This is a genomic window from Eubacteriales bacterium, from assembly GCA_041390245.1.
Classification (GTDB): Bacteria; Bacillota; Clostridia; order Christensenellales; family JAWKQI01; genus JAWKQI01.
This window is the reverse complement of sequence record JAWKQI010000004.1, coordinates 201,424-225,169: the sequence shown is the minus strand read 5'-3', so window position 1 is coordinate 225,169 and position 23,746 is coordinate 201,424. Positions and strand designations below refer to the sequence as shown.

Annotated in this window: 19 protein-coding genes; 4 read left to right on the top strand and 15 right to left on the bottom strand. The window is 37.6% G+C overall.

The window, feature by feature from the left end; all coding sequences use genetic code 11:
- The first annotated feature begins 8 nt into the window (after positions 1 to 8).
- Entirely contained in the window at positions 9 to 1,010 is a 1,002-nt protein-coding gene (locus R2876_06655; GenBank protein ID MEZ4358283.1) for a GGGtGRT protein, read from the top strand.
- Between the two features lie 49 nt (positions 1,011 to 1,059).
- Here the strand turns inward: R2876_06655 and R2876_06650 are convergent, their stop codons facing one another.
- Positions 1,060 to 2,106, bottom strand: coding sequence for a lysylphosphatidylglycerol synthase transmembrane domain-containing protein (locus tag R2876_06650; protein MEZ4358282.1), 1,047 nt, complete (start codon positions 2,104 to 2,106; stop codon positions 1,060 to 1,062).
- Between the two features lie 361 nt (positions 2,107 to 2,467).
- On the opposite strand from R2876_06650, the gene nifJ reads away from it, so the two are divergent.
- Positions 2,468 to 5,998 carry a pyruvate:ferredoxin (flavodoxin) oxidoreductase gene (nifJ, locus tag R2876_06645; GenBank protein MEZ4358281.1) on the top strand — a complete coding sequence of 1,177 codons (3,531 nt, stop codon included), beginning with the start codon at positions 2,468 to 2,470 and terminating at the stop codon, positions 5,996 to 5,998.
- A 48-nt stretch (positions 5,999 to 6,046) separates the two neighbouring features.
- Here nifJ and R2876_06640 read toward each other — a convergent pair whose 3' ends face one another.
- Positions 6,047 to 6,880 carry a uridylate kinase gene (locus R2876_06640; GenBank protein MEZ4358280.1) on the bottom strand — a complete coding sequence of 278 codons (834 nt, stop codon included), beginning with the start codon at positions 6,878 to 6,880 and terminating at the stop codon, positions 6,047 to 6,049.
- A 209-nt stretch (positions 6,881 to 7,089) separates the two neighbouring features.
- Between R2876_06640 and R2876_06635 the strand changes: the two genes are divergently transcribed.
- Positions 7,090 to 7,398, top strand: a complete 309-nt coding sequence (locus R2876_06635) for a hypothetical protein (GenBank protein ID MEZ4358279.1) — start codon at positions 7,090 to 7,092, stop codon at positions 7,396 to 7,398.
- A gap of 103 nt (positions 7,399 to 7,501) precedes the next feature.
- Here R2876_06635 and R2876_06630 read toward each other — a convergent pair whose 3' ends face one another.
- The 13 genes from R2876_06630 to R2876_06570 all read right to left on the bottom strand — a co-directional run bounded on the left by R2876_06630 (position 7,502) and on the right by R2876_06570 (position 22,827).
- Positions 7,502 to 8,260: a hypothetical protein gene (locus R2876_06630; GenBank protein ID MEZ4358278.1), complete on the bottom strand. Its 759-nt coding sequence runs from the start codon at positions 8,258 to 8,260 to the stop codon at positions 7,502 to 7,504.
- Between the two features lie 294 nt (positions 8,261 to 8,554).
- Positions 8,555 to 9,049 (bottom strand): methylated-DNA--[protein]-cysteine S-methyltransferase, encoded by a 495-nt coding sequence (locus tag R2876_06625; protein MEZ4358277.1) that lies wholly within the window; start codon positions 9,047 to 9,049, stop codon positions 8,555 to 8,557.
- A gap of 3 nt (positions 9,050 to 9,052) precedes the next feature.
- Positions 9,053 to 11,233: a ferrous iron transport protein B gene (gene feoB, locus R2876_06620; GenBank protein MEZ4358276.1), complete on the bottom strand. Its 2,181-nt coding sequence runs from the start codon at positions 11,231 to 11,233 to the stop codon at positions 9,053 to 9,055.
- 12 nt (positions 11,234 to 11,245) lie between these two features.
- Positions 11,246 to 11,470, bottom strand: a complete 225-nt coding sequence (locus R2876_06615) for a FeoA family protein (GenBank protein ID MEZ4358275.1) — start codon at positions 11,468 to 11,470, stop codon at positions 11,246 to 11,248.
- 59 nt (positions 11,471 to 11,529) lie between these two features.
- The gene (gene clpB, locus R2876_06610) at positions 11,530 to 14,133 is read right to left on the bottom strand and encodes an ATP-dependent chaperone ClpB (GenBank protein MEZ4358274.1); all 2,604 of its coding nucleotides are present in this window, start codon (positions 14,131 to 14,133) and stop codon (positions 11,530 to 11,532) included.
- 14 nt (positions 14,134 to 14,147) lie between these two features.
- Entirely contained in the window at positions 14,148 to 14,795 is a 648-nt protein-coding gene (locus R2876_06605) for a hypothetical protein (protein ID MEZ4358273.1), read from the bottom strand.
- Between the two features lie 137 nt (positions 14,796 to 14,932).
- Positions 14,933 to 16,381, bottom strand: coding sequence for a hypothetical protein (locus R2876_06600; GenBank protein MEZ4358272.1), 1,449 nt, complete (start codon positions 16,379 to 16,381; stop codon positions 14,933 to 14,935).
- A 15-nt stretch (positions 16,382 to 16,396) separates the two neighbouring features.
- Positions 16,397 to 17,794, bottom strand: a complete 1,398-nt coding sequence (locus R2876_06595; protein MEZ4358271.1) for an MBOAT family protein — start codon at positions 17,792 to 17,794, stop codon at positions 16,397 to 16,399.
- A gap of 37 nt (positions 17,795 to 17,831) precedes the next feature.
- Positions 17,832 to 18,365 (bottom strand): hypothetical protein, encoded by a 534-nt coding sequence (locus R2876_06590; GenBank protein MEZ4358270.1) that lies wholly within the window; start codon positions 18,363 to 18,365, stop codon positions 17,832 to 17,834.
- Positions 18,366 to 18,382: 17 nt separating this feature from the next.
- On the bottom strand, positions 18,383 to 19,423 hold the full coding sequence (locus R2876_06585; protein MEZ4358269.1) for a M15 family metallopeptidase: 1,041 nt from the start codon (positions 19,421 to 19,423) through the stop codon (positions 18,383 to 18,385).
- 25 nt (positions 19,424 to 19,448) lie between these two features.
- Positions 19,449 to 20,372 (bottom strand): L,D-transpeptidase family protein, encoded by a 924-nt coding sequence (locus tag R2876_06580; protein ID MEZ4358268.1) that lies wholly within the window; start codon positions 20,370 to 20,372, stop codon positions 19,449 to 19,451.
- 156 nt (positions 20,373 to 20,528) lie between these two features.
- The gene (locus R2876_06575; protein MEZ4358267.1) at positions 20,529 to 22,121 is read right to left on the bottom strand and encodes a hypothetical protein; all 1,593 of its coding nucleotides are present in this window, start codon (positions 22,119 to 22,121) and stop codon (positions 20,529 to 20,531) included.
- On the bottom strand, positions 22,114 to 22,827 hold the full coding sequence (locus R2876_06570) for an ABC transporter ATP-binding protein (GenBank protein ID MEZ4358266.1): 714 nt from the start codon (positions 22,825 to 22,827) through the stop codon (positions 22,114 to 22,116). Before R2876_06570 ends, R2876_06575 begins: the two co-directional genes overlap by 8 nt.
- A gap of 256 nt (positions 22,828 to 23,083) precedes the next feature.
- Between R2876_06570 and R2876_06565 the strand changes: the two genes are divergently transcribed.
- Positions 23,084 to 23,674 (top strand): TetR/AcrR family transcriptional regulator, encoded by a 591-nt coding sequence (locus R2876_06565; protein ID MEZ4358265.1) that lies wholly within the window; start codon positions 23,084 to 23,086, stop codon positions 23,672 to 23,674.
- Positions 23,675 to 23,746: the final 72 nt, after the last annotated feature.

The window sequence follows — 23,746 nt, the reverse complement described above, 5'->3', positions numbered from 1 at the left end:
TGTTTAAGATGGTCAGATTTGAAGGATATGAAAGAAGAATTGAATCCATTAGGAAAGTAATGAAAGAATACGGCTTTGACTCTTTTGAAGAATTAAAGAGCTTTTGCGTTGATAAAGGAATAAACGTTGAAGAAATAGTCAGGGCAGTTCAGCCTATAGCATTTGACAACGCCGTTTGGGCATATACTCTTGGCTGCGCTATAGCAATTAAAAAGAATGCTAAAAAAGCAAGCGATGCAGCAGAAGCTATTGGCATTGGACTCCAGGCTTTCTGTATACCAGGATCTGTAGCAGACCAAAGAAAAGTAGGGCTAGGCCACGGCAATTTGGCTGCGATGCTACTGCGTGAAGAAACCTCATGTTTTTGCTTCTTGGCAGGGCACGAATCCTTTGCTGCAGCTGAAGGCGCTATCGGCATTGCCAGAACTGCTAACAAAGTCCGGAAAAAACCTCTTCAGGTTATATTAAATGGCCTTGGAAAAGATGCGGCACAGATAATTTCCAGAATAAACGGCTTTACACATGTTGAAACAAAATACGACTATTATACAGGAGAATTAAAAACAGTATTTGTAAAACCATATTCAAATGGCGACAGGGCATTAGTACGCTGTTACGGAGCAGACGATGTTTCCGAAGGCGTTGCTATAATGCAGCATGAAAAAGTCGATGTATCTATAACAGGTAACTCGACCAACCCAACTCGTTTTCAGCATCCTGTTGCTGGTACATATAAAAAATGGGCTGTTGAAAACGGGAAAAAATATTTCTCGGTTGCATCAGGCGGCGGAACAGGCAGAACTCTTCATCCAGACAACATGGCTGCCGGCCCTGCAAGCTACGGTATGACTGATACAATGGGAAGAATGCATGGCGATGCACAGTTCGCTGGTTCATCTTCAGTTCCGGCACACGTTGAAATGATGGGACTTATCGGGATGGGAAACAATCCTATGGTAGGTGCATCTGTTGCTGTTGCCGTTGCTGTAGAAGAGTATTTTAATAAATAATTTTAGCAAATAAAAAAACCGCTTTGTTAGCGGTTTTTTTATTTTTAGTTTAAGATTCTTGCTGAGCGTTCATTTTGTTTTTTCTGAAAGATAAAATTTCTTCTATCAAAACATAAATCGCTCCGATAAATATATTAGAATAGTAAGTTATAAGACGCCACATAAGCATTGCTAAAAATATCACATCCGATTTAAAGAACATGGCCATGAATCCATAAAAACCAATTTCAGATGCTCCTGTCGCTCCTGGCATTGGGAAAAGGGTGACTGTTACAGTTAAGAACACCTGCAGGAATATTATATCTAAAATCATTCCTCCGGTTTGCCCAAAGGCCAAATATATCCACGTAGTTATTGAATAAAGCGATAACAGATGTACCAATATCATTAAAAAATTTATAAAAACTTTAAGCTTGTATTTTTTAACATAACCTACGGCCATCCTAAAATCAGAAACCAGCTTCATAAGGCTATTAGTTGTTTTTTCCTTGTTTTTTATAATCTTTAAAAAACAGCCAAACCTGATGAGCGCCGTGCCGATTTTTAATACCCAACTCTCTCTAAAAATAGACAAAGCCAAAAGCACAACCACTATAAAGTTTGTTAAAAACCCTACAATAGAAAGCCAGAATATACTATTGATAGTAGCAAAATAATAAGACCCTCTTAATACCATTCCTAAAAGGAAAAGTAAAAAAGTGCCTAATTGATAGCATATAAATTTGATCAACATTATGCAAGTAGAAGTGCCGACCGGTATACCGTCCCTCTTCATATACATAACTTGCATAGGCTGCCCGCCCGTTGACGAAGGGGTAAGTGCACTATAGTATTGTCCAATAATCGCAATGCGAAAAGTTTTTAGAAAAGAAACTTTCTTGTACATGAAGCCGGTAACATATTTAAGGCTCACAGCATCCATGATCCAATACATGCCAATAGAAAAAACACCTAATAAAACGTATTTGAGTTTTAATGTTGGAATTATTTGTACAGCGCCTTTAAAATTTGGATCGAATAAACCAAAAGCTACTATTACTCCTACTGTTATAAGTATATAGATTAGTCTTACGAACTTCTTCATGTTGGATTTCATAAATCACTCCAAAAATAGGTGTTTTTTTCTTAAACTCTATGATCCCAAAAATAAGGCCATAACTTTACGCTTACCATTTTAGCATGCAGCAATTTACATTACAAGCAAAATGTGGCTGACTAATGTGTAATAAATTACAGTACAATATAATTATATTTATAAATAATATTTAAGATGTATATTTTAATATAAATATAGCGTTTAGGATCCCCTCGTTTCCTTGACTTTTAACTTTTATAAGTTATATAATATATAAGGTTAAAAACTGCATTTTTTCGTAATAAATGCTGGAAATTATAAATAGTTGATATTTTATTTATAACGTTTTTATCAACTACAAATTTAAGGAGGTTTGCTACTAATGGCAAAAAAACAAACGATAGACGGTAATACCGCTGCCGCCCATGTCGCATATGCCTTTTCAGATGTCGGTGCTATATATCCAATAACTCCATCATCACCAATGGCGGAATCTTGCGATGAATGGGCTGCTCATGGTAGAAAAAATCTTTTTGGGAATATCATGAAAATGTCTGAGATGCAATCCGAAGCCGGTGCTGCCGGTGCCGTACATGGCTCGCTTGCTGCCGGTGCCCTAACATCTACATTTACAGCTTCTCAGGGATTGTTGCTAATGATACCAAACATGTACAAAATCGCTGGAGAACTTTTACCTTGCGTCTTCCATGTAAGTGCAAGAACTCTTGCTACACATGCTCTTTCAATTTTCGGTGACCATTCTGACGTTATGGCTTGCCGTCAAACCGGTTTCGCTATGATCGCTTCTGCTTCTGTTCAGGAGGTTATGGATTTAGGCGCTATATCACATTTGTCTACTATAAAAAGCAACGTACCTTTCCTTCACTTCTTCGATGGTTTCAGAACATCCCATGAAGTATCTAAAATAGAACTTTTAGATTATGAAGACTTGGCTAAGCTTACTGATTTTGAGGCTATCCGCCGTTTCCGTGACAGAGGTATGAATCCTGAGCATCCGCATCAGCAGGGAACTGCAGAAAACCCGGACACATATTTCCAAAACCGCGAAGCTTGCAATAAATACTACGATGCAACTCCCCAAATTGTTCAGGGAGCTATGGATGAGTTTGCAAAGCTTATTGGCAGACAGTATCACCTCTTTGATTACGTCGGTGCACCGGATGCAGAATATATAACAGTTGCTATGGGTTCATCCTGCGACGTTATTGAAGAAGCTATAAATTATTTGAACAAAAAAGGCGCAAAGTTAGGCCTTATAAAAATAAGGCTTTATAGACCTTTTTCAATAAAAGATTTTACAAAGGTTATACCAAAGACAGCTAAAGTAATTTGTGCTCTTGACAGGACTAAAGAACCGGGTGCTGCCGGAGAACCTCTTTACCAAGATGTTATCACTGCACTTGCTGAAGAAAAAATCAATATCAAAGTCATCGGCGGAAGGTACGGGCTCAGTTCTAAAGACTTTACTCCATCTATGGTTAAAGCCATCTATGACAATATGCAGTCCTCATCTCCTAAAAACCACTTCACAGTTGGTATAAAAGACGATGTTACAAATTTATCTTTAGATGTTAAAGATTATATTGATTCTGCTCCAGAAGGCTTATACCGCTGTAAATTCTTCGGTCTTGGGTCTGACGGGACTGTAGGCGCTAACAAAAACTCGATTAAGATAATAGGTGACCACACTGACATGTATGCCCAGGGCTACTTCCAGTATGATTCTAAAAAATCCGGTGGTATTACCATTTCTCACTTAAGGTTTGGTAAAAGCCCGATACAGTCTTCTTATTTCATAGATACAGCAGATTTGATAGCCTGCCACAATCCTTCTTATGTCACAAGATACGACGTATTGGAAGGTATAAAAGAAGGCGGAATATTCCTTTTGAATTCCCCATGGTCTGCTGAGGAGATGGAAAGCCAGCTCCCTGCTCCTATGAAAAACACAATCGCAAAGAAAAACCTTAAATTCTACACTATAGATGCTATTAAAATAGCAAGAGACATAGGTCTTGGCGGCAGGATCAATATGGTCATGCAGGCAGCTTTCTTTAAAGCAGCCGGTGTATTACCAGAAGCCGATGCTTTTAAATATATGAAAGAAGCAGTTAAAAAGACTTATGGCAAAAAGGGTGATAAGATTGTAAATATGAACAACCAGGCAATCGACAAGGCTGCAACAGAGTTGATAGAAGTAAAATATCCTTCTTCCTGGGCAACTGCATCTGAAGGTGCTCCAATGGCAGAAGTTGCAGATAATGAATACTTTAAAGATTTCATTCATCCTATCATTGCATTAAAAGGCGACAACCTCCCTGTCAGTGCATTCGATCCTAAAGGATTTGTCCCGACAGGCACGACAAAATACGAAAAACGCGGAATCGGCGTTACAGTTCCAGAATGGATACCTGAAAACTGCATAATGTGCAACCAGTGCTCGCTTGTTTGTCCGCACGCTTGCATACGTCCTTTCCTCGCAACAGAAGAGCAGTTAAAAGGCGCTCCTGCCGACTACGTCGTTAAAGACGCCCGCGGCAAAGACATTGCAGGCCTTAAATTCAGGATACAGTTAAGTCCTCTTGATTGTACAGGCTGCGGTAACTGCGCAGATGTCTGCCCTGCCAAGGAAAAGGCGTTAAAGCTCGTTCCTCTTGAAACGATTTCCGATAAGGAAGATAAAAACTGGAACTTTGCTGTCTCATTAGATAAACCTCAGGTTAATGTAAATAAAAACACCGTTATCGGCAGCCAGTTCTTACAGCCGTTGTTCGAGTTCTCAGGCGCTTGTGCCGGATGCGGTGAAACACCTTATGTTAAATTAGTTACCCAGCTTTTCGGAGACAGGATGGTAATAGCTAATGCTACCGGATGTTCTTCAATATACGGCGGAAGCTCACCTACATGCCCATACACAAAAAATGAAAAAGGGCAGGGGCCTGCCTGGGGCAACTCGTTATTTGAAGATAATGCAGAGTTCGGCTTTGGTATGAATATCGCCTTAACGCAAAGACGCGATGCGCTAAAAGACAAAGTTAAGGAAATATTGAGCTCTGACATTTGCAATGCCGAATTAAATGAAACTTTAAAATTATGGCTTGATAACGCAGACGATGCAGATAAATCCAGAGAATATGGAGATAAGCTTGCTAAATTGATACCTGAGCTTTTAAAAGACTGCAAATGCTGCAACAAAAAACTTTTGGAAGAAATATATGCAGATAAAGACCTGTTCACTAAGAAATCCGTTTGGATAATCGGCGGAGACGGATGGGCATATGACATAGGTTACGGCGGGTTAGACCATGTAATCGCTATGGGTCAAGATGTAAACATACTCGTTCTAGATACAGAGGTTTACTCAAATACCGGCGGCCAAGCATCTAAATCGACTCCTACAGGTTCTATTGCAAAATTTGCTGCTGCTGGTAAACGTACCCGCAAGAAAGACTTAGGAGCAATAGCCATGACATATGGATACGTATACGTAGCATCAGTATCCATGGGTTCAAATCCTGCACAGCTTCTTAAAGCTTTAAACGAAGCTGAAAAGTATAAAGGGCCTTCACTTATAATCGCATACTCTCCGTGTATCAACCATGGTATAAACATGAGCCATTCCCAGTTGGAAGAAAAACGTGCGGTAGAAAGCGGTTATTGGCCGTTATACAGATTCAATCCAGAATTAAAAGAAGAAGGCAAAAATCCGCTTTCAATAGACTCTAAAGAACCAACTGCAAGTTACCGCGACTTTATTCTCGGTGAGAACAGATATAAACTTTTGTCCCGCCAGGATCCTGAAACAGCTGATAAATTATTTGAGGATGCTGAAAGCGAAGCTAAAGACCGTATGAACTTGTATAAAAAACTTGCTGATAAATGTGATAAATAAAATATCATAAATAAAAAACCACCTCATATGAGGTGGTTTTTTTATATCTTATTTTTCAATAGAAATTAAAGTTCTTGGAACTATTCCTTTAATTATATCATTTAAATGGTATTTTGCATTGGCAATGATAACCGTAGTTCCAGAATCAATAGGGATCATAGCAAATTTAAGCTTTGCTGCCGCTCCGCCTGCCATCTTGCGGGAAGAGCCGTTGCAGTATGTAATGATCTCATCTACCTTCTTTTCTAATTTTTCATAGCTTTCAGCAATGATTTCGGGGATAAGGGTATTAGGATCGTCTTTATCCTTAAAAATCCCGTCTACAGACGTCAATAATACTAAAAGACGTGCGTTCAGTATCTTGGTGATAATGGCTGCAGTCTCATCGTTGTCAACACATTCTACAATATTTTCTTTCTTGTTTCTAAGTGCGGCTATTTCCATACGCCTGTTTTCCTCTGAACATACAGGATCGTTGTAGTTTATTATCGGTATGGCGTTTTGGTTTGCCGCTCTAAAAAGAAGTTTTTTTATGTGCTCCTTCTTTTCTTCGTCGTTAAAATGTGCATGTTCAACTAAGACCTGCCGTACCGAATACTTAGGATTTATGAATTTCCTATAGTTCTGCATCAATATAGCCTGTCCTTGTGCGGCATAATCTGCCTTTATCTCATCCATATCGCCTTTAAGCTCTCTTTGCCCGTTTCTCTTCATATAATCAAGCCGGCCTATCTCTGTCGCGCCGGAGCTAATTAATGCATATCCAGGCTTAAGTTCGCTTGCCAGACGCGAAAAGATGTTATAATCAAGATCGTTGTCTTCTTGACGTATAAGAGCCATAGAACCGATTTTTACGACAACATCAAAATCAAAGTTTGCCATTTTGTCATTACTTCTCCTACTTGTTTTATCTTTTAAAAAAATAAACTTAATAAATTACAACATAGATGTTATCACATTAAAGCAAAAAAGGGAATGTTTTTTACATATAAGGTAATAATATTTATATATGTTAAAATTTAAGTTTTTCGTTTTTATTAAAATAATATAACTAATAAATTTCTCGTTTTAAAAGGAGGCTTTAGTTCTTTATGCAAATATTTGAGCAGATAAACACAATAAACGACTTTATTCAAATGGTTCACTCACTAAACGATACCGTAAAAACACCTATACACTATTACTCCGAATCTTCTTTTAACCGCATATATCAAGGGCAAATAAATATATTTTTGGAAGAGTGTCAAAAAGACGGCCTATTATCTTTAAAAGATAATTTCTGCTTTTTATTGTCTCCGGGTATAAATGCAGTTAAAAACAGCAATATCAGTATACTCAGGCCAGCTTACGACCGGGCAATAAAAAGAATAAGCCGGCTTTATACTGACATAGTCATTTAATAATGCCGCCATATTTTTGTGTTTTGAATAAAAGTTTGTTTAGCGGGAAAATTTTTAAAACAGGCCTTAAATCATCAAAGACCTATAAAAATGCAAATAAATATTATTTTAACCTGCGCGGGCTACCGATTATCTCTAAAATTTTATTTAACCTATTCATTTGCTGTTCGGTAAATGAATATCCGCTAGATGCAAGCCTTAAAATCCTGTATTCTGCAGAATCGTATTTTTTTGCAATAAGCATACAGGATATTATCTCTAGTTCAATTAGTTTTCTCTTTTCATCATCAGAAGTAAACAAAACATACTCATCGAAGAACTGAACAGCAAGTTTATACTGCCCTTTGCCTTTATAATAGTAGCCTTTTTTAAGGTCTTCCTCTGCTACATCGCGAAAAATCTGTTCTACTGCCTTGACCGGGTTGTTTTTGTCTATAGATACAACGCTTACCTTTTTTGATTTTATTATATTTTTTATTTCGCTTGAAGTAGCAGGCTTTAAAGTGTGTGCTCTTGATAGGTTGTCATTTGATCTTCTACCTTGAACGTAGAAAGTATCTTTTTTATCATCTGGTACCTTATCATATAAAACGTGCTTTTTCACTTCTACCCTCTCTTCTCCCTCTTGCTCACCATTTTCATTTTTATAATAATATACTCCTCCTTTTTTGACTATAAATATAGCCAGTATTATAAGGAGCGGTATTACTATCATTATTATATAAAATACAAATAATTTAAGGTTGCTGTTAAATAAACTCGTTATAGAATTCCAAATACCAGCAAAAAATCCTGCGTCACTATCAGTTGCATTTAGCGTACTGTTCTGCGATGAGATGGTTTGAGTAAAAGAACCATCCATGTTTGCAAGTGTATTCGCTGTAGTTATACTAAATACAATTAATATAGAAATTAAAGCTATTAAACATATTAAAGATGTTTTTTTGCGATTACCCATAAAATTACATAGCTTTTATGATAAACTAAAGTTGTAATTTAAGCTTACCTCCAAATTTTTAAAACAATATCTTAACCACTTATAAATCTTATTTTATTTGGTTTCACATATTTTGTAAATACCTATAAGGCAACTTTTTACAATTGAATGTATAATATTCATAAGTTTTTAGCTATTTTCACATAAAAATTAAATATTTTATGCTAAAAAGCCCATATATTTCTTTTCTAAATCGAGCAAAAATTTTTTTCGTTGGTTTCCAGATGAGAATCCGCTTATATCCCCTGAAGAATGTATAACGCGATGACAAGGTATTAATATGGCCAATTTGTTAGCCCCGGCAGCATTACCAACTGCACGAGCTGCCTTTTCTTTTCCAATGCCTCTAGCCATTTCAGCATAGCTTCTAGTCTGCCCGTACGGTATTTTTATAAACTCATTTAAGACTTCTTGTTGAAACTTTGTCCCAATTGTGCGTATCGGCAAATCAAAACGCTTTCTTTTGCCGCAAAAGTATTCATCTAACTGCAAAGATGCGGCCCTTAGTAGATCCGTTTGCTGAAATGTACCCTCTACAGGCATTTGGCTAAATGAGGACATAATTATATACCCGCCTCTTTCGGCCAATAAAATATCGCCAATTGCAGTGTTTAATATAAAGTTATAAGTTTTTTCTTTATCATCAAAGTACATATCTTAACACTTTTTATTTTTTATTCCGCATCCTTGCGGCCCGCCGTTTTTAGCATAAGGGCAACTGCTGCAATCACCAGTGCATCTTCCTTTGTTTCTTATGATAAACCTAATAGCCAAAACAACTGCTATTAAAATCACGACAGCTACGATTATGTCAATAAGTTTTATATTTAAAAGAATCAAAAGGGACCCGCCCTGATAAATAATAAACGCAACTATCCATGCTATCAAAGTCTGTGATGCCATTGCCGCTACAGACTGCCACCACGAATTCATTTCCCGCCGAAGCGCCGCGACTGCTGCAACACACGGCATATATAAAAGAGTAAAAACTAGGAATGAAAATGCCGCCAGCATACTCATACTTTGTGTTAGAGCCGCTCTTAACATAGTTGCGTCCGAGACGTTAAACAAAATAGACAATGTGCTTATAACTGCTTCCTTGGCAGTTAACCCGGTCACTAAAGCTGTAGACATCTGCCAGTTGCCAAAACCTAACGGCGCAAATATAGGCGCAAGCAATGTACCTATGTTTGCAAGCATACTGTCTGAGCTGTTTGCTACGATGTTAAACCTAAAATCAAACTTTTGAAGTATCCATATGACTATGGTTGCCACGAATATTATAGTAAAAGCCTTTCTTATAAAATCCTTTGCCTTTTCCCACATATGGAGCATCATGCTTTTAAGAGAAGGCAGCCTGTATGCAGGGAGTTCCATAACAAACGGAACCGGATTTCCTTTAAAGATCGTCTTTCTTAAAAGCAAACCGTATAAAACTGCAACTGCCATGCCAAGCACATACAGCCCTATCATAATGACCGCCCTATATTTTACGAAAAACGCCATTATAAATACTGCATATATAGGCAGTTTTGCACTGCATGACATAAACGGCGTTAACATTATGGTCAGCTTTCTGTCTCGCTCGCTTGCAAGAGTCCTCGTTGCCATTATCGCCGGTACTGAACAGCCAAATCCTATAAGCATAGGAACAAACGACCTGCCGGATAAACCCACTTTTCTAAGCGGCTTGTCCATAACGAAGGCAACACGCGCCATATAACCAGAATCCTCAAGCATAGACAAGAAGAAAAATAATACGATAATTATCGGCAAAAATGACAAGACACTTCCTACGCCTGCAAATATTCCGTCTATAATAAGGGAATGCATCGTTTCATTTAACCCAAATGATGTAAGGGCAATATCTACTATATTAGTTACCTCACCGACCAGCCAATCCATTAAGCTGCCTAAAAACGCACCTAAAACGTCAAAAGTCAGATAAAACATTATACCCATTATCAAAAGGAAAATTGGTATGGCAAGATATTTATTCGTTAAAACTTTATCTATCTTTAAAGACAGTATTTGTTCCTTAGTGTCTCTTTTCTTTTTAACCGTTTCTTTAACGACAGATTCTATATAGTTATAGCGCATGTCCGCCACGGCGGCTTCCCTATCCGTATTAAGCGCGGTCTCCATCTCTTTGGTGATGTGATCTAAAATATCCAGTTCATTTTGATTTAGCTTAAGTGTTTGTATTGTGGGCTGATCGCCTTCTATAAGTTTTGTTGCAGCAAAACGCACCGGTATATTCCTTGCATTTGCATGATCTTCTATCAAATGCGCAACTGAGTGAATAGCACGGTGCACTTCGTTTGAGCAAAAATCCATCCTTTTTGGCTGTTCCTTTGCGCTTGCGACCTCCATGACGCGGTCTATAAGCGTACTTATACCTTGGTTCTTAGCTGCCGCTATCGGAACTACTGGAACGCCTAATTTTTCAGATAATTTGGGTATACTTATGGCCCCGCCGGAAGCTGTTACCTCATCCATCATGTTAAGTGCAACTACCATTGGGATATTTAATTCTATCAACTGAAGCGTTAGATATAAGTTTCTCTCTATATTAGTCGCATCGACTATATTTATTATACAGTCCGGACGCTCCTTTATTAAAAAATCTCTTGTTACCACTTCTTCAGAAGTATAAGGGGAAAGAGAGTATATCCCCGGTAAATCGACAACTGTCGCAGTTTTTGCCCTTTTGATTATACCCTCTTTTTTCTCAACAGTGACTCCTGGGAAATTACCAACATGCTGGTTGCTTCCCGTAAGTTGGTTAAACAACGTAGTCTTCCCGCAGTTCTGATTTCCTGCAAGTGCAAAAATCATATTTTTAATCCCCTATATTAATTCAACTTCAATATTTCTGGCTTCCTCTAAGCGAATGGTCAATTCATATCCCCGGATAAACAGCTCTATCGGGTCTCCCATAGGCGCCACTTTTCTTATCATGACTTTTGTCTTTGGCGTAAGCCCCATATCAAGCAACCGCCTTCTTAGCGCGCCTTCACCCTTTATAGCAGTGATAACTGCGCTTTTACCCATTTGTAACTTATCAAGCGTCATAAAACCCCTCTTATTTTAAAAATCTTACCTATCTAAATTTACATCAATATTTTATTATGTCAAGATACTTTCGGCACTAATTTTTCTCCATCATAGTCTATCGTTATAGTCTGCCCGGTCGACACCTTGTCTTCGATTATCATCTTAGCAACCAAAGTCTCAACTTTGCTCTGTAAGACCCTTTTTAGCGGCCTTGCACCATAGATTGGGTCATAACCCGTTTCTATAATATATTCTTTTGCGGCATCGGTCAAACTAATTTCTATCTGTTTGTCTTTTAAACGCTTTTTTATATCCTCTATAAGCAAATCTACTATCTTGCCTATTTCCTCTTTTGTTAAAGATTTATAAAATACTACTTCATCTATACGGTTTAAGAACTCAGGCCTAAAGTGTTTTTTAAGCATTGCTTCCACCTGCGCCCGCGCTTCGGCGCTTATTTCACCGTTTTTGTCCATACCTTCCAATATAAACGAAGATCCTAAGTTGGAAGTAAGGATTATAACCGTATTTTTAAAGTCTACCGTCCTACCCTGCGAATCCGTAATACGCCCGTCGTCTAATACTTGCAAAAGTACGTTCCAAACGTCTGGATGAGCTTTTTCTACTTCATCGAATAGTATTACAGAATAAGGTTTTCTCCTTACCGCCTCTGTAAGCTGCCCGCCTTCTTCGTAGCCGACATATCCCGGAGGTGCACCGATAAGCCTTGAAACTGAAAATTTCTCCATGTATTCAGTCATATCTATCCTTACCATGTTCTTTTCATCGTCGAATAACACTTCTGCAAGCGCACGCGCCAGTTCCGTCTTGCCTACGCCTGTCGGCCCTAAGAAAAGAAATGAACCTATCGGGCGGTTAGGGTCCTTTATTCCCGCACGAGACCTAATGATTGCCTCTGAGACTTTGGTTACGGCCTCATCCTGGCCTATTACCCTTTTATGAAGCGTATCTTCCAGAGAAAGGAGTTTTTCCCTTTCTCCTTCCATAAGCTTAGATACCGGTATCCCTGTCCAGCGGCAGATTATCCTTGCTATCTCCTCTTCGGTGACTTTATCCCTTAAAAGGGTATTTTTGCCTCTGCCCTTTTCGGCTACTTTTTCCTGTTCGCTTAACTCTTTTTGAAGCTGCGGCAGCTTGCCGTATTTTATTTCTGCAGCACGGTTCAAATCGTAGTGCCGTTCTGCTTTTTCCATCTCTGCCCTTAGCTGTTCTATTTCCTCCCTAAGTTTCTGCACCTTTGAAATAGCGTTCTTTTCATTTTCCCATCTTGCCTTCATTTCCTTAAATTTTTCTCTCATTTCTGAAAGTTCGCTTTGGATCTCGTGCAGATGTTCTTTTGATAATTCGCCCGTCTCTTTTTTAAGGGCTGCCTCCTCTATTTCATGCTGCATTATTTTTCTTGATATATCGTCTAATTCCTGCGGCATAGAATCCATCTCTGTCCTTATCATCGCACATGCTTCATCGACTAGGTCTATTGCCTTATCTGGCAAGAATCTATCCGATATGTACCTATTTGAAAGAACTGCCGCCGATATAAGCGCCTGGTCCTGAATCTTTACGCCGTGGAATACTTCATACCTCTCCTTTAAACCACGGAGAATGGATATGGTGTCTTCAACTGTCGGCTCATTTACCATAACCGGCTGGAAACGGCGTTCAAGCGCCTGATCCTTCTCAATATACTGCCTATATTCGTTAAGGGTCGTAGCACCTATACAGTGGAGTTCCCCTCTTGCAAGCATAGGTTTTAAGATATTGCCCGCATCCATAGCGCCTTCCGTCTTGCCTGCACCGACAATAGTATGAAGTTCATCTATAAATAGAATTATCTTGCCTTCGCTCTTTTTTATCTCTGTTAAAACTGCTTTTAAACGTTCCTCAAACTCACCCCTGAATTTTGCGCCCGCAATCAACGATCCCATATCAAGTGAAAAAAGCTGCCTTTCACGCAAATTTTCAGGTACGTCGCCCCTTACTATCCTGAGAGCCAAACCCTCGGCTATAGCTGTTTTTCCTACGCCCGGCTCGCCTATTAAAACCGGGTTGTTTTTAGTCTTTCTCGAAAGTATACGAATAACGTTTCTTATCTCCTCGTCTCTGCCGATAACAGGATCTAATTTTTGGTTACGCGCCAGTTCAACTAAGTCAGACCCATACTTATTTAATACATCGTATGTATCTTCCGGTGAATCTGAAGTAACTTTTGCGTTCCCACGGACACTTGATAGGGCAGACAAAAATTCATTTTTATTAACTTTGAAATCTGCGAATAACTTTTTTAAATTTGAAGATGCATTTTCAATCAAAGAAAGCATAACATGTTCTACAGACACATATTCGTCTTTCATATGCTGCGCCATATTCTGTGCCTGTGTTAAAACGCGCTCAACATCTTGGGAAACATACACCTTGTCTATTTCCCGCCCTGCCACGCTTAATTTAGGCATCCTTTCTATGGATTTCATTATTTCATCTTTTAAATCATCAACCGATACATTTGATTTCTTTAAAAGCTCGCCAATAAGGCCACCTTCTTGCGAAATCAATGCATATGCTAAATGTTCCTGTTCAATTTGTGGATTTTGATATTCACTGGCAAGGCTTTGAGCCTCTTTTACTGCCATCATTGTTTTTTGCGTAAATCTACTTGCATCCATTTTTAACCCCTCCTTTAAATGATAAGTGAATTCTTAAAGTAATCGATATACAGTCTTTCTATTTCGTCTATTGCATAATCTCCGTTTTCAAAGTATGCTTTTAGGGCACTGTCAAAAACATTTATATAGTTTGTTATCGCCTCCGCTACCTGCTGGGTAGATAACTTTTTTAAAGGAGTTACGAACTCTCTTTGGTATTTACCTTCCTCAATTGAGGCAAAAACTTCCCCCTCTTTAAAATGCTTTGCCGCATGACGTTTCTCAAGCGACATCCAAAGTTTAAAAAAGCCTGAGACCGTGTCTAAAAGTTCTTTATTCTGCGTTCTGAACGCGGCTATTAGCCTTCCTACGTGCGGAGCCTGGTTTCTGTTTAGACGCACGCAATAACGTATAGACGGATTATATTTATATTTAATAACACTTTTTAAAAGTAACATGCCCTCGCCGGACTGCTGAATACGGAATTGGCCTATTTCCTCTATTAAATCCTGCATTTGCAAAAAGGTATCTTCCCTTATTTTTTCAGGAGTAATAAGGCTTACGTATTCGGCCAATATCTGATTTATTAGATTAGACCGGCTTGTGTTTTTCTCATATGCCAAGCGGTCTATTTCATTTACCACCTTGTCCATAAGCACAAGGCTATAGACATTTTTATTCATCGTACTTATCTCCTTATCTTAAAATAATTGTAGCATTAATTAATAATTTGTCAAGCATTTTATATAATTTTTGTTGTAAGTTTTGCGTAAATAAAAAAGAGATGCAATAATGCATCTCTTAAAAATACTATCCTAAGTTATTTAACTGCTATACTGCCCAGTATGCCCGATTCATAATATCCATTTGGCGATGATATCACGATACTTGCTTTATATGTCCCTTTAGCAATGTCACCGGGAAGAGTCAAGCTAAACCCTCCGTTTTCCCCGTCGCTGCCATAGCTCTCAACAGCAGAGGTCTTAAAATCTTCTTTAAGTATAGGAAATGCTTCAAGTGTATACTCTTTTTCTCCGCTAAGCCTAAGAACTATGCTGTCAGTAGACGTATCAAAACAACCAGGGTCAAAATACCCGCTTACTTTAATTGTTTTTGATACGGTTTCGGTTTCAAAATAAGCATTTAATCCCCCAAGTTTGCTGCCGGAAATATCATATTGCGGTGCTTCCATGTTGGGCGCAGTAGAAATAAGCTCGTCTATATTTCTCTCTACTATCTCGGCTATAACGGCATCTGGCTCCTTAGTTTCCAAATAAGAATAATTATAAGGGAATTCTGCCGAGAAGTAGGCCCTGCCCACATTTGAACTTATAAGCGGAAAAAGTGCTTTGCCGAAAGAATCCCTGAACATCAATATCCTAAAGCTGTTTTTATCGGAAGTCGTGCCATTTAATACGTCGCGGTCTAAATTAACCGGCCTATCCGGAGTATAGTCCGTATCTATCAGAAGCTTGATACGCTCTGTCCCTCCCTTTAGTGCAGGCAGGACAAAATAATGAAGGTCCCCGCCGTAATCGTATAATTTTTCTGTTTCAACATCTTCGTATTTATTATAATCAACGCTTTCTTCAGTAGCTGCACCCATGATTGCGCGATAGGCGATTAACGCACCTAGATCATTCCAATGGGTATCTTCCTTATAGTAAAGAGTGCCTAAATCAAGGTTTTGCTCTAACTCACTTTCTAAGTCTAAATAGTTAACCCCTCTTCGTTCAAGTTCTTTTTTTAGTAAATCAATATTTTTTATATCGCTTTCCTTAACCAGATAATTCGGCATATACTCAGGGTAAATGGAATTTTTATTAGGTACTACGGTAAAGACAAAATTTATACCTTTATCGTTTAAATATTCCTGCTGCATCAAAAGTACTTTTGCTATCCTGTCGATACTTCTTTCACTTAGAACATCTTTCCCTAAATAATCGTCTAGAGTCTCTTTAAAGAAAAGCCAGCCGTCTTTTCCTATAATAGCCTTTTCATTCAACGTCTCATTAAATAAATCCATAGTAAGTTCGTTAAAGGCGGTCACCATCTCCCCTTTAAACGCAAAATTGTCAAGCAGATAGCTATCGAATTCCGAAGGAAAAGACAAATTAGCGCCATCTTCGTCTGCCAAAGAAGGCAGGCTGTTTAGCACTCTGTTTTCATAATTGGCATTTTCATATCCAAAAAGCAAAAAAACAGAAGGTATAGTGCATATGGCAAAGAATACTATTATGAATATCAATTTATATATTTTTTTATTCACTAAAAATAGCTCCTTTTAAAACCTAAAGTAAATAAACGGATTATAAGCCGACATGGACAAATAAAGCACGCTTAACCCAAACAGCATTAAAGACAAGGCATAGCTTAAAGCGTTTGCCCACCTCCCCTTTATGCGCTCTTTTATATAGCCGCAAATCGGCGTACTCGCTATTATTGCAGCAATAAATACAAAAATCGTCATCGGCGAAATAATAGTGCTTAAAAGCGAGGCCGACTCACTTGTAAAATTAAACCCTAAAAACATATTTTTAAGCATAATCATAGCACCATTTAGTGTATCCGACCTAAAAATAACAAACCCGACGACTACAACCAGCAGTGCATATATTCTAGACAAACCTGCCGGGAACTTCCTCTTTTTAAAAGCGTTGATATCTTCAAGCAGTAAAAACAAACCGTTATACAACCCCCAGACTACAAAAGTCCAGTTAGCACCGTGCCAAAGCCCTGTTAGAAAAAACACCGTTATTTTATTTACGTTTGTCCTAAGTTTGCCTCTGCGGTTTCCTCCCATCGGTATATATACATATTCTTTAAACCACGTTGAGAGTGATATATGCCATCTGCGCCAAAATTCCTTAATATTTTTTGATATATAAGGGTAGTTGAAGTTTTCAAGAAAGGTAAAGCCAAACATTTTGCCAAGCCCTATCGCCATATCTGAATATCCCGAAAAATCAAAGTATATCTGAAGCATATAAGCTATTGCGCCGGCCCACGCTATTAAAACATTTAACTCACCGGCATTAAGCGCATACACCTTATCTGCAACCATTCCCAAAACATTAGCTACAAGCACTTTTTTAGCTAAGCCTATGCTGAACCTGCGTATCCCAAGAGCTGTTTTTTCTATAGTCATCTCCCGTTTTGTCAGCTGTTCCTCAATGTCATGATATTTTACTATAGGCCCGGCTATAAGCTGCGGAAACAATGAAATATATAAAACGATATTTAAATAGTTTTTCTGCGCGCTTATCTTGCCCATGTATACGTCTAAGACATAACTCATAGCCTGGAATGTAAAAAATGAGATCCCAATCGGCATCGCGATCTTAGCAACTGCAAGGCTTAACCCTGTCAGTGAATTAAAAGTATCTACCAGAAAATTTGTATATTTAAAAATTACTAAAAGGCCTATATTAAATATAATAGTTAAAACTAGAAATGCTTTTTTTCCCTTGCCAGTACTCCTCGAAATAAAAAGGGCTAAAAAATAGTTGGCAATCGTTGAGGCTATCATCAAAAACACATATATAGGTTCGCCCCAGGCATAAAAAAGCAGGCTAAAAATAATTAAAACAATATTTTTAACCTGTATGTTTTTAAAAAGTAAATTTACCCCAAATACTATTGGAAGAAATATAAATAAAAATGTTACAGAACTAAAGACCAACTATTTACCCCCTACCTTACTTTCATATTAGCTGATATCAGTAGCTAGGTGAGTAAACATATATTTCCTCTATTTCATCGGCTGCGCCCATCAAAAACTGGATGCGCTCTGCTTCGATATCCGTTTCGTCGTTAGTAGTACTGTATGTCATATATCCATCGTCAAAGTAATCTTCGCCATAAACGGAAATTATATCGTCCTTAGTGTCACCGACTTTTATCCCTTTTGAAGTAGAGTAAGTAGAATCTGTCAAAGTAAACATCTCGACTACATCCTTACCCTCAACAGGAACCGTATTTACTATTATACCTGGATAAGTAAAAGTTTTATCCTTCCCGTCGTATACACAGCTTATAACTTCCATATACTCGTATCCATCACCTAAAGCTGCCAAGATAGGAGCTGAATCTACCCTTAATTTATAATCGGCTCCATTAACAGTAACTGCAAGATCCTCTTTAGAAAAACCGGCGGTCTGCGATGCATCGGTACTTTCGTTATTTTCGCTGCATGCTGATAAAACAGCGAAAATTAACATTAACCCCATAATTAAAGCTATTTTTTTCTTCATAATGTTTTCCCCACTCTTTATTTAAAATAATCTTTCGTGACCATGGTAATAGATGAAAAATCTATATCCGTAGTCATAAAATCATGGCAGTCAGTATCTGAAAAATGCCACCACTCACTGCTGATCGAATCAAATCCCGCTTTTTTCATTATACTTGTCATATAATCCACATTTTCTTTTGCCGTTTCAGACCACGAATCATTTCCCCTGTTTGCATCTTCGTTTAAAGTATGTATCTCGGTCGGGAATTCCAGCTCATTTCCATTCGCATCTAAAAGCGACATGTCCACGGCCGCACCGCGGTTATGGTTAGATGCCGTGGTTTCCGGATTAGCTATATATGAGCTGTTTTTCCTAATGTTGTAAAGTATCTTTTGCACAGACAAAGGGCGGTATGCATCGTATATCCTAATCGTATACCCATCTGCTGCAAACAGGTCCGCTGCCTTTTTAAGCTTTTTAGCTGTGCCTAACTGTAAAAGCGGAACTGCTTTTTTATATAGAACTTTTCCTGTAAAATTTTCATCCGTGGCAAATATTAGCGAAATATCCGCGGAGGGAACATATAACCTTACATCTACCAAATTATTGGTTAGCATTACAGGTGTTACACCATCTTCTTCATACACCAGGTTGCCGTCTTTATCTTTTTTCTGCTCGGTTTGTTTAGGCAATACTGCATAGAGCACTTCGTCCTCTTTAACTAAAAAATCAGTGTAAACGTATCCATACTGCCCGTCCTCAAGCTTTACTTTGCTGTATTCTCCATAAGAGGAAGATATAAGTCTTACCTTTTCCTCGTATCCAAGCGTTCCTATAACATTATCTTTAGAATCTTTATTTGGGGTAGACCTTACATTAGCTTCATTTACCCTTATCTTGTAAGCTTCCCCTTCTTCTGCAGTTTGGTTCTCACTAGAAACTGAAGCATTCGAAGTTGAAGTGTCCTCTGTCTGGTTATCTGTGCTGGTCGGTGTTGGTTCTTCACTGTCAGCATTATTTCCGCAGCCGCAAAACAGCAGCGCAATCGATAATAGTATTAAAACAATTTTTTTCATTAGTATTCACTTTACCTTAAAAATCTTAATATCCTGCAGCTTCAAGCGTCTCGCTGTCAGTTGGGTCTATACGCAGCCTATTTCCGTTTTTGTCTTTTAACAATGCAGGTACACTAGACGAAGTAGTACCTTTAGGTGCCCCGTTTACTATCTCGATAACCGTCCCTTCCGGGCAATTATCATAAATGAATTTAGCCGCCTCACATACCATTCTAAGGCATCCTCCGGTAGTGGGTTTCCCTATCCCGTTCTCTCCGTTATAGTACTTAGGCCAAAGTGTTTTCGGGTTTTCCGTAGCATAAAGCGCTGAGTGTAAGTAAAGCCTGTTATGATATCTGCAAGCGTACTGCACGCACCCTCCGTCTTTAAAAGAATGCCACCTCTCCTTTGCTAAAATCGTAAATGTACCAGCAGGTGTTTTATTCCCGCCATGAGCGATTTTATATGTTTTGACAGCAATAGTATAATTACCGGCATCATCTTTTTCATATATGGTCATGGTATACGAAGCTTTTTCTATGTATATGTAATAAGGAGAATCGCTTGTAGAAGAATCATTATTCGTATTCTCATCAATTTGGTTCCCCGTATCTAAAACTAAATAAGCACCATAGACATAATCTAAAGTCCCGTCATCCATTAAAATCGTATAAAAGTCTCCGCTTGCGTCCACAACCTTAACCACGTCGTTTAGCTTAAGCGAACCGACTACATTATCCATATTATCGTTATCCGCACTGGAACGAATGTAAAGCTCCTCAGCATTAACACGATAATTAGTAGTTTGATATAATGTCTGGCTTTCAGTAGGAGATGGTGATGTATCAGGCAGTACATCCGGTTCTTCTATCTCCACACTTTCAGATGAATCTTTCGTTTCCCCACTACACCCAGCTATTATTGCAAACAACATAATAAAAATCAAAAACAGCATTAGGCTTCTTTTCATTTTATTAACTCGCTTTTCTTTTTATTATAAACATTATATATTACAGATTTATTAATATCAACAGTCTTGCTTTTCTTGCCAAATTAAAAACCACCACATAAAATATGACGGTTTTTAATTGTTTTAAGTTTCTTTATTAAAAATATAATGTTTATCTTATACTATGGCATTAAATCTCTTAATGCCGTCTTTCATAAGTACAACATATAACGCTATGCTTACCAATGCTATTGCGCAAGTTGTAATTATGTTAACTAATAATATGTTTCCAAATATTATAGCCATTGCAATGGGTATGCCTATAATTATCATTCCTCCAAAGACTGTAATCATAACAGATGCGCTTTGCTTTATTACCTGCGCCTCATGCGTCCAGCTCATCTTGGGCATTAAAAGGTTCATGTATAGACCAAAAATTGCTATAAAGAATGCAAAAGCAATAGGCATTGCAAATATAAATATAGTTGTGACCAAGTCCGTTTTAAGTATTAGCGAAAATAAAATCCCGCTTATAACGATTGTCGGAATACTTAGCATTAAGTTAACTAAAAGCTTGCTCCATAAAATTTTCTTTGTGCTGACAGGCATGCTCCTTGTTAACCAAAAAGTCTTTCCCTCAATCGAAATTGAACAAGCAGTTGTGCAAGAAAGAGCAATAAAAAGCGAAATAACGAGAGGAATAAACATCCCTATTACACTTGAAACACTTGGCATCTCCAGAAAGTCTAAAACTTGTTCCGGGCCAAAAAACAATATAGCGATCGCAAAGAAAACTAAGAGAATTAGACCTACGCCAGCATTTAAAACATAAAGAGGTGAAGAGAAGAATTTTTTCATTTCCCTCCTATAAATAGCATTTAATTGAGAACTTATCTTTAGCTCTTTCATTTTGTAGTTAGAAGAAGTCCTGCTGGTTGAAAGCGCGGTATGCATAGATTTAAACCAAATGGAAACCAAATATACAAACATTGCAAAAATTGCAATAGAGCTTCCGGCAAATGAAAGTATTAATTTTAAGTTCAAATCACATATGCCATTCATGTAAATGTATGCAAACGGATAGAAATTTCCTATTGCATTTACAACAGGCTCTGCTACGCTTTCAAAATTAACAACAACGTTTTGAAGCGAAAAATTGGCTGCCATTATAGCAAGAAAGAAAAGTAGAAATAATATTATATTTAAAGCATTCTTTCGTTTGAAGTGCGATGATATCAGTGATAAAAGCGACCCTATTATAGAAGCTACTAAAATTGGTATCATAGGTATCAGAAACAGAGTTAAAATAAAAGCTACATAAAACAATACCGGCGGGTTAACTCTCAGACAATAAGTTATCATTGCAGGAATCATTATTATTAGCATCATAGCTATATTAAAGCTATAGAGAATTATTATTCTGCTGGTAATAATTGTTCTTGGCTTTACCGGCATTGACATCAGTAAATCATAATCTTTGAAATTAAATAAAATACTTGCCGCTTTATACATCGTTGTAAAAAATATAATCAAAGATGACGCCGCCATCATTATGCCCAGTAGAAAATCCATTCTGCCATATTGTTCAAACCAATTAGCCATTACCTGGCTGTACATATACGACGTAAATGCAATGCCAATAAATGCGAGTGATAAAAGCAGGCCGAACGATATCATTTTTATACGTTTGCGCCTGTCCTTTTCACGGATGGCATTTATTCCAAAATTATTAATTACATAAACTTTTAAAATAGAATTTAATTTACTCATCTTCTATAAGCTCCAAAAATACATCTTCTAAACTTTCTTCGCCCCTAACCTTTTTCGTTTCCCCGGCTATGACGAGTTTTCCGTTCTTTATGATAGCTATTTTGTTGCATATCTTTTCAGCCACTTCGAGAACATGCGTTGAAAAGAATATAGCGCTTCCCTCTTGGCACAGCTCTTTCATTATTGTCTTTAACGTATATGTAGCTTTAGGGTCCAGCCCGACAAACGGTTCATCAAGTATAAGCAGCTTCGGCTTATGTATAAGTGCAGATATTACCAGAAGCTTTTGCTTCATTCCATGTGAATAAGCAGAAATAAGATCCCCTAGAGAGGAAGTCAACTCAAACATGTCTGCATACTTTTTAATGAGCGTTTCTCTTTCATACTTGGAGATCTCAAATACATCGCCGACGAAGTTTAAATATTGAATACCTGTTAGATAATCATAAATATCTGTATTATCCGGAATATAGGCAATCGCTTTTTTGCATTCGATCGGGTCTTTTTTTATGGATTTCCCATCTACAAATATATCTCCCTTTTCAAAATCCAAAATACCGACGATCGATTTTATCGTCGTCGTTTTACCAGCGCCGTTGTGGCCTATAAAACCAAAAATATCCCCTGCTTCAACAGTCAAGCTAAGGCCATCTACAGCTTTTTTCCCACCCTTGTAGGTTTTCTCAAGGTTTTCAATTCTTAACACTTTATTTTCTCCTTATTTTATAAAATGTTTATAAAAAATTATGTATATTATAATATATTTTATTTATATTGTCTTTAATTTTATAAATGTTAATTGTAAATTATTAAAAAAATTAAGAAACAAAGCTGAAAATCAGCTTTAGCGTAGCAAACGGATTAGAAACCTAACTCCGAATATTGCCCGGTACATCTTGACAGCCAACACTAAATGTACTAATATAATAAAAATAGTACAGATTGGAGAATTGCCGATAATTATGAACAAGAAGGCTCAAAAGATTCTGGAAACAACGGTAAAGCTGTTTATTAGGGATGGTATAAAAAAAATAACTATGGATGATATTGCAAAATATTCAAAATCATCAAAAGTAACAGTATATAAGTATTTTGTTGATAAGGACACCTTGTTCCTCGAAGTTAGCAAGTATATTTTTTTTAACTATACTGAAAGACTGAAAAGTATTATAACATCACATGATATGCTTATTAAAAAGCTATATCGCTTTTTAGATGTTATCAGCGATTTCTCCGACAGCAAGGAGTTAGAATTATGCAGAGAGCTTTCAGGATACAACAATATTATTGAAGCTGAATATGAGACGTATCTTCAAACATATAGGCATACACTGTTGACACTGATTAACTATGGAATAGAAAACGGTCTCATTAAAGGCAATATGGACACAGAGATAATTTATCGTTACATCGATATGGGGGTGGTATATTATCAACAATGTGCTGAGTATCGAAAAATTATAAATAACGATAGCGGATTCAAAAAGCGATTTATGTTATTTTATATCAGCAATATTTTCGTTGATGGAGAAAAAATACTATCGGCTATATAAGGAGATTTATGGGACAATCAATATTGGAATATTACATCAGCCTGGCAAAAGATGGTACCAAGACCTCAATTA